Here is a 16,173-nt window from a genome sequence, read left to right on the forward strand (position 1 = left end):
CGAGTCACCGTGCCGGCCAGCGCTGCAGCGAGAGGCAGAGCTCCGGGCCGAGGCAGTGTTCGGTGTAGACGACCTCGATCGCGCCGCTGTCGACGCGCAGGGCGTAGCGCGCGGTGAGGCGGACGGCGCCCGGCGTGCCGGCGGGCGGGACGATCGGTTCGGCGCGCTCTTCGAACCATTGCAGGCTTTCGGGGGCGAGGCCGGCGAGCTCGGTGCCGCGCGGGGCGGCGATGGCATGCACGCTGATGCGGTCGATGACCCCCGAGCGGTAGGCGGATTCGTCGCGGGTGCGTTGCCAGGTGGCGAGCGCTTGGCCGGCAGCTCGGTCCTGAGTTGCGCTCGCGACCAGGCTGCCCCAGGTGGGGGCGTCTGGTGCGCGGGTGCTGCGCCAGTCGGTGCTGAGCCCGCTGGTGCCGACGACGCGCCCCTGCTGCAGGCGCACGACCTCGCCCTCCGCGCTATACCAGACCTCGATCGGAGGCGCGTCGGGCGTCGCTGGATCGGGATCGGTGTAGCCCAGCACGAGCAGCGCGCTGCGACCGTCGACCACCGTGCGCAGGTAGCGATAGGCCGGATTCGGCGCAGCCCGGTCCGCCAAGGAGCCGCCGCGGTAGGCGAGCTCGAAGGTGCGTGAGATGTTGGTCGAGTCGGTGCTGCAGGCCGCGCAGGCGAGAATCGCCAGCACGGCCAGTCGCTCTGGTAAAGCGCGCGACATCGGAACAGAAGGTACGGCGTTCATCAAACGAAAAGCCCCCAAAGGGTGACCCCCGGGGGGCTTGTGCTTCGAGTCGGGTGGTCGTCGAGCGCAGCCGTTCGCGGCTTCCGCCGCTTCTGCAAAGGCATTGCCGCAGCAGTCTCGCCGTAGGAGCGACGCGAGTCGCGATCTGCGCGAATTCCCGTCGGGCTATCGACCCACCAGCCTGACGCGACGGCTTAGCGCGTGGTGCCGGTGGTGCCGGTGGTGCCCGAGCTGCTGTCGCTGCTCGCCGCCGCGGCCACGGCCGCCACGCCGACTGCGACGGCGGCCACCGTGCCTGCGGTCAAACCACCCACCGCAGCCGCGCTGGCACCGGCGGCGCCCGCTCCGCTACCCGCAGCACCGGCTTGCGCACCGGTCGCACCCGCTTGGGCCGGCGCAGGGGCTGCCTGCGCAGGAGCGCCCGTGCCGGGGCGCGGGGCGGTTTGCGCCAGCACGGGCGCGGTGGAGAAGGCAAGGATCGCGGCGATCAGAGCGGTTTTTTTCATGGAAACTCCTGTCGAGGAAAGCGCGACCGGCTGGCCGAGCGCTGGAAAAGTTTGTTTCGGACGCAACTATTCTAGCTTGTGCCGAACGTGGTTGAAACATGAACAAGTCCTTGAAGGAGAAGAATACGACAATCGAGGCCGCCCGATTCCGGCTGCCCCGCCAAGCCGTGACCGAGCGCAGCCAGTCAGCCGACTTTTTCCAGCTACAATCCACGCCCTCAAGCGTCCTTATGTTGTCAGAAAATGAATACCACCGAACATTGCAACCGCCTGCGGAGCGCTGCGAAGGCGCTGATCCTGGGCTTGGCGCTGGCTTGCTCGTCCGTGACGATGGCGCAGAACGCCCCCGCTGCAGCGGGCTTCGCGGCGGCGGGCGGTGCTCCGGCTGCCGTGGGGAGCGGCGGGTTGGGCATGGGGGCCCCTGCCTTGTCCGGTGGCGCGCCGGGTGCGGCCGTCGGTGCCGCCAGCGGTGCTGCGGCATCTGCCGGTGCCGCGGACGGATTCGAGACCCAGGCTGCTCCGACCGTGATCGGCGGTGAAGGCCTGAGCCCCTCCCAGGATGCCGCGCTCGACCAGGCGGTGACGGTCGACGCCGACGGCAACGACCGCGTGGGCGGCACGGTGCGCGCCGCGCGGGTGCTCAACGACTTCCAGCAATTCGTGGCGCGCAGCACCGGGCAGGTGCTGCCGCTGTACGGTTCGGGCTTCTTCGCGGGCTCGCGAGTGTTCAACAGCCCCACCGCGCCGGTCGCCGACGACTACGTGCTCGGCCCGGGCGACCAGGTGCTGGTGCGGATCTGGGGGGCCTTCGAGTCGCAGACCCGGGCGCAGATCGACCGCAGCGGCATGATCACGCTGCCGACCATCGGCCCGGTGAGCCTGGCCGGGGTGCGGATCGCCAATGCGGTGCAGGTCATCGAGAACCAGGTGGGCCGCATCTACCGCGACGTGAGCGTCAGCGTGAGCCTGGACCGGGTGCGCGGCATCACCGTGTTCGTGGTGGGCCAGGCGCGGCGTCCGGGCACCTACACGGTGTCGGGCAATTCGACCCTGATCGGTGCGCTGTTCCAGAGTGGCGGCCCGGGGGCCAATGGTTCGCTGCGCCGCGTGCAGGTCAAGCGCGACAACCAGGTGATCACCGAGATCGACCTGTACCGTTTCCTCGCCAACGGCGACACCTCGGCCGACATCCGCCTGGTGGACGGCGACGTGATCGTGATTCCGCCGGCGCACGGCTACGTGGCGTTGACCGGCCAGGTGAAGGCGCCGGCGATCTACGAGCTCAAGGACCGTGCGGACACGCTGCGCAGCGTGCTGACGGTGTCGGGCGGGCTGCCCGTCGTGGCCGACCCGCGCCTGGCCTTCGTCGAGCGCCTGGACCCGAGCGCGGACCAGCCGCGTTCGGTGTTCGAGGTGTCGCTGCAGCCGGGGCAGCCCGACTTCGTGCTGAAATCCGGCGACCTGGTCGCGGTGCAGCCCATCCTGGCCGAGTTCGCCAACGCGGTGACGCTGCGCGGCGGGGTGAGCGCGCCGGTGCGCCTGCCCTACCGCGCCGGCATGCGGATCTCGGACCTGATCCCGGACAAGGCGACCCTGATCAACCGCTACGTGGTGGACAACCAGAACCGCAGCCTGCTCGATCGCGGCAGCTTCGTCGGCGATGTCGGCAACCTATTCGTCGACATCAACATGGATTACGCGGTGGTCGAACGGCTCGAGCGCCCGCAGATGGCGCTCAAGCTGATCCCGTTCAGCCTCAACGGGCTGTTCGCCGACCCCAACGGCCCGGACAACCTGCGCCTGCAGGCCGGCGACACGATCTCGATCTTCACCGCGGGCGACGTGCGCGTGCCGGTGAGCCGCCGCCGCGTGGTGATGCGGGTGGAGGGCGAGGTGAACCGCCCCGGCGTGTACGTGGCCGAGCCGGGCGAGACCTTGGTGAACATCATCGAGAAGGCGGGCGGACCCACCTCGGACGCCTACCTGTTCGGCGCCGAGTTCTATCGCGAGTCGGTGCGCAGGTCGCAGCAGGCCAACCTCGACAAGCTGGTGCAGCGCCTGGAGCAGCAGGCAGTTGCCGAGTCGGCGCGGGTTTCCGCCAACATCATCGGGGACGCCCAGGCCGTGGCCCAGGCGCAGGCGCAGCTGCGCGCCGAGCGCGAGGCGCGTGGGCGTTTCCTCGCCCGCATGCGCACGCTGAAGTCCTCGGGCCGGATGTCGCTCGGCCTGCCGGCGGACGAGCCGAGCTTCGCGCAGATCCCCGGCTTCCGGCTGGAGAACGGCGATCGCCTGGTGATCCCGAATCGGCCCGATTTTGTGCAGGTGTTCGGTGCGGTCAATACCGAGTCTGCCCTGCTGTGGCGGCCCAGCCGCACCGTTTCCGACTACCTGGAGCAGGCCGGCATGAGCCGCGAGGGCGACCGCAGCGCGGCCTTCGTGCTGCGCGCCGACGGCACGGTGGTGGCCGAAACGGGCAGTTGGTTCAGCAGCGTGATGGGGACGACGGTGCTGCCGGGCGACATCATCGTGATTCCGGAGCTGATCGATCGCGAGTCGGGCTGGACGGCCTTCGCGCGCATTGCCAAGGACTGGACGCAGATCTTCGCCAACCTCGGCCTCGGTGTGGCCGCGGTGCGCTCGATCGAGAACGACTGAGCGATGACCATGAACGAAAGCACGATGCAGAAGGCGGCGATCGAGAACCCGCAGGGCCAAATGGTGGTGGTGGAGGACGACGACGAGATCTCTCTACTCGATCTCGCGATCGTGCTCGCCAAGTTCAAGAAGCTGATCCTCGGCCTGCCGGTGCTGGTGGGGGCCTTGACGGTGGGCGCGACGCTTCTGATGACGCCGATCTTCACCGCGACCACGGCCATCCTGCCGCCGCAGCAATCGCAGTCGACCGCCTCGGCGCTGCTCGGCCAGCTCGGAGGGCTCGCCGGCATTGCCGGCGCAGCGGCCGGGATCAAGAACCCGAGCGACCTCTACGTCGGCATGCTGAAGAGCCGCACCGTGGCCGATGCGATGATCGCGCGCTTCGACCTGGTGAACTATTACGAGGATGAGTTTGCGGAGGACGCGCGCAAGTCGCTGGAGAATGTATCCAGCTTCACCGCCGGCAAGGACGGCATCATCACCATCTCGGTCGATGACAAGGACCCCGAGCTTGCCGCGAAGATGGCCAACGCCTACGTGGAAGAGCTGAACAGGCTCACCGAGGTGCTGGCGGTGACCGAGGCCTCGCAGAAGCGCCTCTTCTTCGAACGCCAGATGGTCGACGCGCGTGACCGCCTCGTGGCGGCCGAGATCGAGGCGCGCTCGGCGATGGAGCGGGGTGGCCTGGCGAGCATCGACGCCCAGGGCCAGGCGATGATCGAGGTGACGGCGCGGCTGCGCGGGCAGATCTCGGTGAAGGAGGTCGAGATCGGCGCCATGCGCGCCTTCGCCGCCGAGGAAAACCCCCGCCTCAAGGCTGCGCAGCAGGAGCTGCTTGCGCTGCAGACCGAGCTCGCACGCATCGAGGGCGCGAGCGCGCTGCGCGACACCCAGGTCGGTGGCGAATCGAGCGCCGCCGCGACCAACCTGCAGTTGCTGCGCAACGTGAAGTACTACGAGACGCTGTACCAGATGCTGGCGCAGCAGTTCGAGCTCGCCAAGATCGAGGAGGCCAAGGACAGCGCGCTGATCCAGGTGCTGGACACCGCCATCCCGCCCGAGCGCAAGTCCAAGCCCAAGCGCGCCCTGATCGTGATCCTCGCCGTGCTCGCCGCCGGCTTCGTCGCCGTGCTGATCGCCTTCATGAAGGAAGCCGCCCAGCGTGCCGCCGAAGACCCCGAAAGCGCGGAGCGCATGCAGTTGTTCAAGAAATATATGTCCTGGCGGGCGTGAGAAAGTCTTGATACGAGCCCGCCCCGCGCACCACGCTTCAACGCCCCCGTAGGAGTGACGCAAGTCGCGACTACAGTCGGCCCGGATCGCGACTCGCGTCGCTCCTGCAATAGGCGCCATGGCTCGACGCCCCTGTAGGAGCGACGCAAGTCGCGATCACAGCCGCTGAGGTCGCAACTCGCGTCGCTCTTACAACACCGTCTGACTCTCGTCTCGTCGCTGGAGTGAAGAGATGCGACCTCCCGCCAAGGGCCTTCCCTTCTCCCGCCGCGTTCGCTTCGCCTGGGCTGGCGTGCGCGACGCCTGGCGGCTGGAAGCCAGCTTCCGCAGCCAATGCCTCGCGGCGCTCGCCGCGCTCTTCGCGCTCGCGGTGCTGCGCCCCGGCTGGCTATGGTCCGCCATCGTCGTCGTGATGATCGCCCTCGTGCTGGCTGCCGAGCTCATCAACACCGCGCTCGAAGCCGCTCTCGACGGCCTCCATCCCGAGCACGCGCGCTTCGTCCAGGTCGCCAAGGACTGCGCCGCGGCTGCCGTCCTGGTTCTCGGCGGGGCCTCGGTTGTCGTGTTCGCGTGCATGCTGGCCGACCTGTACGGATAGGCAACGGCCGGGTGACCCGGCTCAATACGCGTTGGGGTTCACGAAGCCCTTGAACACCGTCAGGAAGATGATCTTCAGGTCGAGCCAGAGCGACCAGTTCTCGATGTACCAGAGATCGCATTCGATCCGTCGCTGCAGATCCGTGTCGCCGCGCCAGCCATTGATCTGTGCCCATCCCGTGATGCCCGCCTTCACCATGTGCTTCTGCATGTAGCCCGGGATCTCGTGCTTGAACTGATCCACGAACACGGTGCGCTCGGGACGCGGTCCGACAATGGACATATCGCCTTTGAGTACGTTGATGAACTGAGGCAATTCGTCGAGACTGGTTCGGCGGATGAACGCGCCGAAGGGCGTGGTTTTCTTGGCGCTGCCCGCGCCACCCCATTGGACACCGTTTTTCTCAACGTCCACCGGCATGGAGCGAAATTTCAGCATCATGAACGGCTTGCCGTTCCAGCTCACGCGTTCCTGGCGGTAGAAGATCGGACCGGGAGAGCTGAGGCGGACACCAACGGCGAGAATGATCATAAGCGGGCTGATCAGGAGCAGGATTGCGCCGGCGATCAAGCGGTCCTCCAGCGCCTTCAGGAAGGCGTTGAAGCCTGTCATCGGCGTACAGCTCAAATCGAGGAGATAGAGCCCGGCCACGTCCGAAACACTGTGGTTGATCAGCCGGAAGTCGCGCATGTCGGGCATGTAACGGACGTTCGCGGTCGACAAGCTCAGTGCAGACTGGATCTCCTTGACGATCTCTCCCTTGGATAGCGGCAGGCAGATCCAGACCTCGTCCTCGTCGTGATCGATCGGTGAGTCCTTCTGATACGCTTCGTACCGGACCCCGCTTAGTTCCATGGCGGGGTCGTCGCCGATAACGATCACGCGATCGGGATCGAAGCCCGCAATCGGCACCTTTCGCAAATGACGTATTGCGGTCGAACAAGAATGGGCGTCTCCGACTAGAAGAACTCGGCGGCGATTGCGGCTTTGCAGGCGATGATTCTTTATAAGAGGATATGCGATCAAGCGAAATCCAATTGACCCCGCTGCCGCGCTACCAATCCAATAGACCAACCAGAGACGTGAAAAGTCCGCTCCAAGCTTAGTAAAAAAAAGCAGCGCTGTCATCGCCGCACCAATTGTGCAGTATGCGGTAACCAGTTTCGCAACGAGCCCGATCTGTAGCTGACCATGCCAGGATTTGTACACGCCAAAACCAGGCAAGATTATCAGAGCGAGCAACGCGCCGACCAATAGCGCGCTTGTATATCCAGTAGAGTCTATTGTTGGTTGACCAAAGCGAATCCAATATGCAGCCCATCCGCCAGATAGAACGCACAGTAAATCTACGGCTCGCGAAAATGCTTTAGTGTAGGCATGATTGCCATGCAGCTGGCGTGCGGGCGTGAACACCTTGGCTCTCTTCCTGTAAGAGGGTGATGGTGAAATATAAACGTTCCTGGTTCTATGAGGCTTGATCTGCTCTATTGTAGCGATACTGCTTATCTTTCAGAAAGCTTTCATATTTTGTCAAAGCAAAGGCCCGGAACTGGTTGCAGAAAGAGTCAGTGGAAAATCGTATTGCATTCTCACGACAGTTCGCAGCCGAAAAGCATTCCATTTCGCGCTCAAAAAGCTTCACTGCTTCCACCACGCTTTGTACCGTCTGTTGCTCGAAAAACACACCGGTTGGCGCCTCCAATTCCCCGAGTCCGCGGATTGTTTCGAGGGCTCCTCCCTTTCCAAATGCCACTACCGGAGTGCCACAAGCCTGCGCCTCGACCGGCGCGATGCCGAAATCCTCCTCTGCAGCGAAAAGAAATGCTCGGGCGCGTTGCATGTGATCACGTAGGACGTCGAATGGTTGATATCCGAGAAGCTGGATGTTCGGACTGGCTCTCGACCGCACCTTTTCCATGTCTGGGCCATCCCCGATCACCACCAGCTGTTTATCCGGCATGGATCGAAAGGCATCAATGATCAAATCGATCCGCTTGTAGGGTACAAGACGTGAGGCCGTAAGATAAAACGCGTCCTTTTTATCCCGTAACGTGAAACTGGAAACGTCCACGGGCGGATAAATGACATCGGCAGTTCTTCTGTAGACTTTCTTGATGCGCCTCGCTATAAAATCAGAGTTTGCAATAAAGTGATCCACGCCGTTCCCTGTTCGGGAGTCCCACAGTCTGATCTTATGGAGTAACCACTTGGCTACCCAACCCTTCATTCCTCTTTCGAGATTTGATTCGCGTAAATATTGGTGCTGTAAATCCCAAGCATAACGAATCGGGGAGTGCACATAACTGATGTGCAGCTGATCTGGCCCTGTGAGGACTCCTTTGGCTACCGCATGGGAGCTTGATATTATCAAGTCATAGCCGGAAAGATCGAATTGCTCAATTGCAAGAGGCATAAGGGGAAGGTAGGACCTGTAATGACTCCGGGCCTTTGGCAATTTCTGTATGAAACTTGTTGAAGGGCGTTTTCCCTGAAGGAAAAACCGCTCCTCGTCAGGCAGGAAGTCACAGATTGTGTACAAGTCTGCATCGGGGAAAATGAAAATCAGCTGATCGAGAACGCGCTCCGCCCCAGCATAGCCTACAAGCCAGTCATGTACGATAGCAACTTTCATGATTATAAATGCCCTCCAAGGGACTGGGTCAGAGCTTCTAGGATCTTATCCGCAACCTTGTCCCAAGTGAAACGGGCTGATTGTTCAAATCCTCTCTGAATCAAACTTTCACGTAACATCATGTTCGTGACGATCTCGTGAATTCCCGCTGCGATCTCCTCGGTACTGCTTGGTTCGACAAGTAGTGCCGCACTGCCAGCCACTTCTGGCAGTGAAGTGGTGCTTGAGGTCAACACCGGGATCCCCGACGCCATCGCTTCAATTACAGGAAAGCCGAATCCCTCATAAAGCGACGGAAAAATAAGCGCTATTCCGCCTCGGTATACCGATGCAAGTTTTTCGTCATCCATCGGTCCGAGAAAGACAATACGTCGATCAACCCTCTCCTGCATTGCAACGTCAATCAGGCGCGGTGAGGGTTCTCCGTTAAAAACGAGCCGGATCGCGGAGTCTATGCCCGCTCGAGCGAATGCTTGAACGACGCGCTCCTCATTTTTATGCGGCTTTCGGTTGCCGATGCAAAGCAAATATCTGTAGCCTGGATTGTAAATCGTCCCGGTCGTTGAAAAAGCTGGCGATAGCCCGTTTCCTACATTGACCACCTTTGCAGGCGAAACTCCGGCCCAGTCGACGATCTTCTTTCTCGAGAAATTGGATACCGTCAGGATGAGCGGCGCTCGTTGGCATGCTCGCTTTAGTATCAGCCGATAATACAAAGACCTCAACAGCCCCGATCCCGTGTCGATGTGGTTGAGGTCGTGGATTGTCGGGATGAACCGTTTACCTCCAAATAAAGGTGAATTGAATCCAGGTGAAATCAAATATACATCATTTAAAGCTAGATAAAAGCTAAGCCTCAAAGGGTCAAGTGGTTGAACCGGTGATCCTTTCAGGTCGGCAGGGGGGAATTTTAAGCGTTGATTGACTTCTCTTGCGAAACGGCCGATCCCATGGTCACCCATCCATCGCTCATCAAAATAGATCCGTTCTTTGACACTGTCTGACATGGTTGTCGCTAACTCTTTCAAATAGAAATATAAAGGCAAGCGTTGGGATGAGCCAAAATGGGTAGAAAAGAACTTGATTGAAGTGGGCAGCCCATAGCAAAGTCATGACAAAGTAGGAGGCCACGATTCGCCACAGGACATGAGTAGAAGTCAGCGACGGGAGTGTGGGGGTGTTGGATATTTGTCTTAAATTGCGATCTATAATGTAGAACTTGATTGCGAATATTATTAGTATAATCGTTGCTGGCAGGGCGCCGTACGTTAGAAAAAATAGCTGTAATGATGAGTCGATGCCGTTGCGTCCACTTTCTCGAATAAAAGATAGTGCGAAGTTGTAACCATACCCAAGCAGAAATTCATCTTCCATTAATCTTAGCCCGAGCGAAAAGGACTCGAATCGCGCAGTGGAGCTGCCATCCCCAAGCCCTTGCGCAAGTCGCATTGCAAGCCTCTCCACTTGCTCAAAGCTCAAGAGAGTCGCGGTTGAGAGGGAGAAGATCAAAAGGGGTACGGCGGGAAGAATTATCTGTGGCAGTTTTATTAGGTGCAGTCTGGGAGACTGGAGTATGGCGTAACCTATGGCAATTAGGAAAAGGAGAGAGATTCCACTTCTTGAAACAGTCAGGAATAAGGTCAAAATCAATAGAGCAGAAGAGGCGATGTAGGAGAGCTTCTTTTCGCTCAGCGCGCCGTGGAGCGCGATGATTGTTGGTAAGACGATTATTGTTGCGTAAAAATTTGGATCAAAGTAAAGGGATACAAGGCGATTTATATGCGGGTCTCCCGCAAATTCGACGCCAAAGGAGGAAAGCGTTTTCCAGAGATCGGTCGAATTTGGGAACAGAATAAGTAGTGCAATCGCGATGGCAGCCATTGCAGTGTAGGTGAGTAGATAATTTCTTACAATCAGATTCTGAGGCGAATATAGCTTTTCGGCAAGAATGCCGGCTACAAGATGAGCAATTGTAATTTGTATTAACAGTCTAGATGAGTAGACCAAGGCCGTAAAGTCAATTCCCCACTTTAGCAGGCCGACGCAGGTTGAAAAAACTGTCCCGAGGATTAAAGTTACACCCAGGCTTGTCCGAAAGATGCTGAAGGAACGAATCGGAAATATTAAGAGTGAAATGGCATAGAGCAAGACTTCTGACAAATTTACGTTGCCAAAAGCCGTGGGCATCGGCAAGAAACGCGGCAGGTTTCCAAGAATCAAGAAGCCAGCAATGATGAGCAGAAAGAGGCGCTCGCGAAGGCTGAGCATGAATTTATTCCATATTTTTGCGAGTATGTGTGGGCGCGCTTTTGAGACGGTTTTTGCGTTGGGGCGGACGGCGGAGACTCTGTATGGTTACTAAAATAAATATAGAACGTGCTGTTGCAACGGTTTTTAATTCATCGCTATTTAAAAATCAGGAGGGCGCTTCTTACAAGGCCTGCGATATGTCGGAGCCATAGTGGTCTGACAATGTGGGTCTTCCTGTCGGCCTCAAGATTACTTCCCAAAATTTCGTAATTTTCCAGTGCGCAAAGTGGTTTCACGTGGTGCACGGAAATGCCTTGCCTTTCGATAAACTGCCAGTCATCGGCGACAATATCTGCGCCCTCTAGTGCTCGCGTATATTTTTCAGCTCCGCTTTTCGATACTGCATACGCAACGGCACCGCATTTCCATTGAGCGTATGGGCGTGAGACTTGATGAGTTCGGTCTAACGGGTAAAGCGGTTTTACAGGCCTAAAGCGCTGTATTGCTTGGCGAAGCTCGGGAGGAACCTTCGAGTAGCCGAGAATCAAGATGTCACTTCTTTCCAGGGCCGCGGAAAGGTGTGGTATTAGTTCTTTGAACTCGGGGGAGAGTTCTGCGTCATCTTCCAAAACGATTAAACTATCGTCGGTACTCGAGGTGGAGAAGGCCTTGATGATCCCGTAGTGGCCGAGGAAGCAACACCTCTCGCCTGGGGTGTGAGCGGTGTTCGACGTGTCTGAGGAAAGCTGGCTCGGAGTTATTGCGTCATAAAATTCGCAACTGAGTCCGAGTGAGGCCATTTGTCTGCTTATGGACACTCTTCTGGTGGTGTCTTCTTTTCTTGAAAGAACGACTATCTTGGGCTTTCTGCTGGGGTTCATTTTAAAGTTTTTTGATTAAAGAAAGTGCGGTAGTTATTGCATGTTAATGTTTTAGAAAGTTTGTTTTTCGGGATTTTAAGATAAAAAAGGTGGTGATCATTGCTTCGGTCGCGACGTTGGCAAGAGCGGCGCCGAGAGCGCCGAAGAAATGCGCCATGAGGGGGAATGTCGCGAAGTTCAGTCCTGCGCCAAGTATGATGATTCTGCTGAACTCCCGGCTGAAGCCAAACGCCAGGAGTTTTTGCTTTCCGATGATATTGGAGATTACGATAATAAATGGAAGAGGTGCCATTGCCTGGATGATTTCAACTGAGGCGGAGAAGTCGGGGCTGAATAGCAGGGGGACGATCCATGGCGCGGTAACTGCAAGCGAAATGCTTGAGAGAAGACTTGCAGCTCCGGCCCATTTGAGCATTTTTTGATTGAAGTCAAGCGCGGCCTGAGGGTTGTCTTGGGCTAATTTGCTGATATATGGGTAAACTGCTTGATTGATGGGTTCAAAAAGATATTGAACCGCCCTGACCGTTTTTTCTGCTACATGATAGATCCCCGCAGTGCTGGGGTTCGTCAGTACGCCAAGAATAAAAAGGTTGCTGCTCGTGTAGAGGTTGATGGCTGCGGACGAAAGAAAGATGTGCCAGCCCTCCTTCAATTGCTGCGATATGTTCTCGAGTTTCGGCGGGACAATCCGAGTGGCGCCTATGGCGCCGGGAACTAGAGGTAAACAAATAAAGGCAGCTGCCAGGTTGGTGGAACCTTGCAAGAATGCAGCAAGGACGATGTCGTCTGGGCTCTTGACAAGAAGGATTGTTGCAATGAATCCAGTGAATTTTGTTCCAATCTGGATCAGGCTTGCCAGCTTCATGCGCTCTAGGCCTTGGAAAAGCCATAGAGGAAAGAGGGCGTTGCCCGCGACGAGGATATAGCTCGCCAAGTATAAATTGGCGTCGCTTTGTAGTCGCGGTATGGTTTGAATCAGGAGGTATAGCAGTAATAATCCCGCGCTGGCAAAGGTTATGCGGAGTGTTGTAACAGCCGCAAAAAGGTGATTTAGCGCGGTTGGTTCGTTGCGGTGGACAGCGGCTTGGCGGGAGGCGCTAAGATTGAAGCCGTAATCAATTAATACAGAAAACAACTGCATTAGGGATATCGCGAAGGCGAGCAGCCCGAGTTTTTCGACCCCAAGGGTGTGTGCTAAGTATGGAAGCAACAGCAAAGGAAGGGCGTAGTTGGCTGCTTGTAGAGCGCCCAAGGAAAAGATGTTTTCAAGAAGTCTCTTCTTGCTCATTGAGTGGTCTGGTGGGAATCCAATGGAGTGCTGCGCATCGTCGGTGCGCTGATTGTCGGAATTCTTGGAACTTTGGGTGAATGGCCCTTATCTGCTCTGTTCTCTGGCCCTTGAGAAAAATTCCGCTGTAAATGCGAGCATGATGCTCGTCATTAGACCCAAGACTGCCGCGACCGCGAGGACAAGTGCTTTCTTCGGATGAGAGGGGTCGATTGGCGCTGTGATTTCGCCTAATACCGTGGAAGGGCGAGTTTGTGGGGCGAGAGTTTGTTGGGTTAGGCGGAGGCGCTCGGCGTCTTGTTGATCAAGGGATTGAGTGAGCGGCCCCCGCTCGAGCATGAGAAGAGAGGCCTGAACGGGGTCGTGTTCGGATATCTTTTTGGAAAGGGCGCTCACGTCTTCGTATTGTTGTTGTAGCGCTTCGCGTTGGGCTGCCAGGTTGTGTATACGGCCCGAAAGTGGATCTATGTTGCCCTTGTATATATCGAGGTGGTTCTCCAAAACACTTTTTACGATATTATTTAGAAGTTCTTTCGCGTCATCTGGAGTGTCCCCCTCGACTGTCAGTTCGAGGGTGGTGGAGCCTTCTTTTCGCGGACCTGCTTTCGTGAGGAAGGGACGCTCGCGCTCGACTCCTTCGGCAACTTTTTTTCCGAATGCAGACAGCAGGCGGTATTCAAGCTCTTCTGGCTTTTCGAGTGGTAGGGGCGATTTTTCGCTGGAAATTTGAATTTGACCGATGCTGAGTTGAGCGGTGACTTCATAGATTGGGGGTTTCAAGAAAGCGTAGGCTGCGCCTCCTGCTATGCAAATAATGAAGCTCCAGAACATCAGTGCTCTGCGCTTGAGAAAAATTTTCCAGATATCAACGATGCTGATTTCTTCTTGCTGTCGGCGAGAGGTTTGCGCTGGGGATGGCATATTGGAAATTCAAGCTCTTGAATGGTGGGTTTTGGCGGGGCTGGAGTCGTCACACAGGGAAGGCTCCTGCGCGAGCTCATTCCGAGCAGTACGGCGGTAAATGTTCTCGAGACGAATGATGTCGTCCTCTACGAAATAACTCCCCACCTGCATCTCGATGATCTCAAGTGGCAACTTGCGTAGGTCGGCCATGCGATGAACGTGATCGAGCGGGATGAAGGTGCATTCGTGCTCCGGCAGGATCATCACTCTGTCACCGTTGGTGGCTTCGGCCGTGCCCTTGACAACGACCCGGTGTTCGGCGGATTGGTGGTGCATCGGTGGGTTGAGCTTGGCGTCCGGATTGGCCGCGGGGCGCTTGGCCTGGAAGCGGTTACCGAAATCGATGGAGTCGTACCTGCATCAAGGGCGGTAGATCTTGTTGTGCGTGTCGGCGATGCTTCGGCCTTGATGCGGGTGACGATCCCCTTGACGACATGGGTGCGGGACTTGTCGGCGCCCAGCACGGCGTCCAGAGTTTCGACGGCGATGACGTCTTTCAGACCGAAGCCGGCGACCAAGCGCTTGCCGCCATACAGCAGGCTGTCTTCGCAGCCGTCGAGGATCGTGTCGGTGTGAGTGGTGTTGCCGTGCGCGCCCTTGGACATGACTTCAGAGGTCGTGTCCCAAGCACCGACATCGGGCCAGCCTGCGGACATCGGGACGCCGCCGCCCGGGATGCCGGCTGTAGCCTGCCGGGAGAGTTTTTCGATGACTTCGTCGTCGGTGGAATCCGACGGGCAGGAGGCAAGGGGGGCGCTGTCGACGCGTACGAAGTCGGCATCGACGCTGCTGTGTTCGAGCGCGTCGCGACAGGCGGCCGACATCCCAGGCTGCAGGGCCGCAAGGGCCTCGACCCAGACCGTGGCTCGCATCGTATGCAAACCGCTGTTCCACAAGTACTGTCCCAGGGAGACGTATTTCCGAGCTCGCTCCGAGTCTGGTTTTTCGACGAAGGCGGCGATTTCGAGCGCGCCTGAGCGCGCAGCGTCGTGCCCGAGTGAAACGGCGGCGTGGAAGGCGTCGCTATCGGTGAATACATGGTCGGCCGACATCACGAGCACCGTGGGGGCCCTGCCGTCCCGCACTGGCAGACATGCGGTGAGTGTCAGCGCAGGCGCGGTGTTCCGGTCGATGGGTTCGAGTGCGATACGCACACCCTCGACGCCTGTAGCACGCAACTGCTCCGCAACCATGAGGCGATGTTCGTGGTTGCAGACCACGATTGTCGGCGTACCCCCGAGATTGCCTCCGCCGAACCCGTTCAGGTGGCGGGCAGTCTCCTGCAGCATGGTGTGCTGGCCAGTGGGGGCGAGAAGTTGCTTGGGCCGGCTTTCGCGCGACGATGGCCAGAGGCGGGTACCGGATCCGCCCGAGAAGATGACGGTTGTTAGCATTTGGAACCCTAGATTTCGACACATCACATTGTCGCACTGCACTGCAGCACTTGGCTATTCAGCGAAGGTAATAGGGTGATGCGCGGGTTGGGGGTGACTTCAGGGGCTCCGCACTCGGAATGCGACACGGTCGAGGACCTCCCCTTCTTGAGAGGCGGGATCCATGGGCGGCAAGACCATCGCGGTCGCCGCTCAATGCCCTGCCGGTGCCCTAACCCAGCCTGGCGATCTTGCGGCCAACCCGCGCGATGTGATCTTCCAGTGCCGCGATGCAGGGAGCAAAGCGGCGGGAGAACCCGCTCGCCGCCCGGAGACGGTGAAGGAAGGCCTGGCTCAGCGGCTCGGCACGCCGCCAGACTTCGTTGGCGATACCGGGATGAAGCGCCGCGTCAGCAATGGTGTCGGGCAAGCCTCCGCCAATTCGGGGGGCGAAGCACATCGGTGTCATGTCGTAGGCTGGCGCGATGGCATAAGGCCGGCCGTGCTCCGAGATGAACGACAGGTTTCCACTGTGCATGTCGGTGTTGCCGATCAGGGTGCCGAATGACCACAGGAGGTTTGCCGCGTCCGCGGCTTCGGTAACGATCTGCCCTGCTTTAGCCAGGCGCTGCGCGATGCCGGGCCAGCCGCCGGTTCCGGCGCCGATAAATTCCGCGTCCATCGCGGCCAGGGAGATCAGCGCACGCCGACCGGTCGGGCCCACGCGATCGAAACGCTCCACTTCGAGAAAGCGCTGGGCGCCATGGTCGGCGACGCGCGTGACAGCGGCAGGAATGCCGGCTTCTCGCAGTGTCTCGAGGGCGAGATGTTCGGCCAGCAGGAGGTCCCTCCAGCGCTCGCTCACCGGCCCTTCCACGACTTCACTGAACTTCACGATGACGTGGCAGGGGCCGTTCGGTGTTGCCGCGAAGGCGGTGAACTTGGGTTGCTCGCCGCCTGCGGAGGATCCAGGCACTTCGCCTCTGGCGGCTTCCCCTGCCAGCCGTGCATATTGGGCCGCCTTGCCTTCTTCTTCGATTGGGCTGGGGGGGGGG

Annotated in this window: 14 protein-coding genes and 1 pseudogene; 3 read left to right on the top strand and 12 right to left on the bottom strand. The window is 58.9% G+C overall.

Features of this window, described 5'->3' with window-relative positions:
* Positions 1 to 4: 4 nt before the first annotated feature.
* Both C665_RS04025 and C665_RS04030 read right to left on the bottom strand, forming a co-directional pair.
* A complete protein-coding gene (locus C665_RS04025) occupies positions 5 to 685 on the bottom strand; it encodes a YjbF family lipoprotein (RefSeq protein ID WP_004300729.1) in 681 nt (226 codons plus the stop codon).
* Positions 686 to 933: 248 nt separating this feature from the next.
* Positions 934 to 1,245 carry a hypothetical protein gene (locus C665_RS04030; protein ID WP_004300731.1) on the bottom strand — a complete coding sequence of 104 codons (312 nt, stop codon included), beginning with the start codon at positions 1,243 to 1,245 and terminating at the stop codon, positions 934 to 936.
* A 243-nt stretch (positions 1,246 to 1,488) separates the two neighbouring features.
* Here C665_RS04030 and C665_RS04035 point away from each other — a divergent pair, with 243 nt between their 5' ends.
* From C665_RS04035 to C665_RS04045, 3 genes are all read left to right on the top strand, one after another.
* Positions 1,489 to 3,900, top strand: coding sequence for an SLBB domain-containing protein (locus C665_RS04035; protein WP_083854676.1), 2,412 nt, complete (start codon positions 1,489 to 1,491; stop codon positions 3,898 to 3,900).
* Between the two features lie 3 nt (positions 3,901 to 3,903).
* Positions 3,904 to 5,133 carry a GumC family protein gene (locus tag C665_RS04040; RefSeq protein WP_004300736.1) on the top strand — a complete coding sequence of 410 codons (1,230 nt, stop codon included), beginning with the start codon at positions 3,904 to 3,906 and terminating at the stop codon, positions 5,131 to 5,133.
* A gap of 232 nt (positions 5,134 to 5,365) precedes the next feature.
* On the top strand, positions 5,366 to 5,731 hold the full coding sequence (locus C665_RS04045; RefSeq protein WP_004300738.1) for a diacylglycerol kinase: 366 nt from the start codon (positions 5,366 to 5,368) through the stop codon (positions 5,729 to 5,731).
* Between the two features lie 21 nt (positions 5,732 to 5,752).
* Here C665_RS04045 and C665_RS20040 read toward each other — a convergent pair whose 3' ends face one another.
* The 10 genes and pseudogenes from C665_RS20040 to C665_RS04070 form a co-directional block, all read right to left on the bottom strand.
* Positions 5,753 to 7,144, bottom strand: a complete 1,392-nt coding sequence (locus C665_RS20040) for an undecaprenyl-phosphate glucose phosphotransferase (RefSeq protein WP_211207574.1) — start codon at positions 7,142 to 7,144, stop codon at positions 5,753 to 5,755.
* A gap of 52 nt (positions 7,145 to 7,196) precedes the next feature.
* Positions 7,197 to 8,363 (bottom strand): glycosyltransferase family 4 protein, encoded by a 1,167-nt coding sequence (locus C665_RS04055; protein ID WP_040828531.1) that lies wholly within the window; start codon positions 8,361 to 8,363, stop codon positions 7,197 to 7,199.
* Between the two features lie 2 nt (positions 8,364 to 8,365).
* Entirely contained in the window at positions 8,366 to 9,370 is a 1,005-nt protein-coding gene (locus C665_RS20045; protein ID WP_004300743.1) for a glycosyltransferase family 4 protein, read from the bottom strand.
* Positions 9,336 to 10,631, bottom strand: a complete 1,296-nt coding sequence (locus tag C665_RS20050; protein WP_083854677.1) for an O-antigen ligase family protein — start codon at positions 10,629 to 10,631, stop codon at positions 9,336 to 9,338. The genes C665_RS20045 and C665_RS20050 overlap by 35 nt, the downstream gene beginning before the upstream one ends.
* A 137-nt stretch (positions 10,632 to 10,768) precedes the next feature.
* Positions 10,769 to 11,494 (bottom strand): glycosyltransferase family 25 protein, encoded by a 726-nt coding sequence (locus tag C665_RS20055; RefSeq protein ID WP_082047821.1) that lies wholly within the window; start codon positions 11,492 to 11,494, stop codon positions 10,769 to 10,771.
* A gap of 43 nt (positions 11,495 to 11,537) precedes the next feature.
* The gene (locus tag C665_RS20060) at positions 11,538 to 12,782 is read right to left on the bottom strand and encodes a flippase (RefSeq protein ID WP_004300746.1); all 1,245 of its coding nucleotides are present in this window, start codon (positions 12,780 to 12,782) and stop codon (positions 11,538 to 11,540) included.
* A gap of 87 nt (positions 12,783 to 12,869) precedes the next feature.
* Complete coding sequence (locus C665_RS20065; RefSeq protein WP_082047823.1) at positions 12,870 to 13,703, bottom strand: Wzz/FepE/Etk N-terminal domain-containing protein; 834 nt, start codon at positions 13,701 to 13,703, stop codon at positions 12,870 to 12,872.
* A 9-nt stretch (positions 13,704 to 13,712) separates the two neighbouring features.
* The gene (locus C665_RS21335) at positions 13,713 to 14,090 is read right to left on the bottom strand and encodes a cupin domain-containing protein (protein WP_306414993.1); all 378 of its coding nucleotides are present in this window, start codon (positions 14,088 to 14,090) and stop codon (positions 13,713 to 13,715) included.
* A gap of 125 nt (positions 14,091 to 14,215) precedes the next feature.
* Positions 14,216 to 15,163: pseudogene (locus C665_RS21340) on the bottom strand (mannose-1-phosphate guanylyltransferase); the annotation flags it as partial.
* Positions 15,164 to 15,350: 187 nt separating this feature from the next.
* A partial coding sequence (locus tag C665_RS04070; RefSeq protein ID WP_040828535.1) for a HipA domain-containing protein occupies positions 15,351 to 16,173 on the bottom strand: 823 nt, incomplete at its 5' end.

The organism is Thauera aminoaromatica S2, from assembly GCF_000310185.1.
GTDB classification, from domain to species: Bacteria; Pseudomonadota; Gammaproteobacteria; order Burkholderiales; family Rhodocyclaceae; genus Thauera; species Thauera aminoaromatica.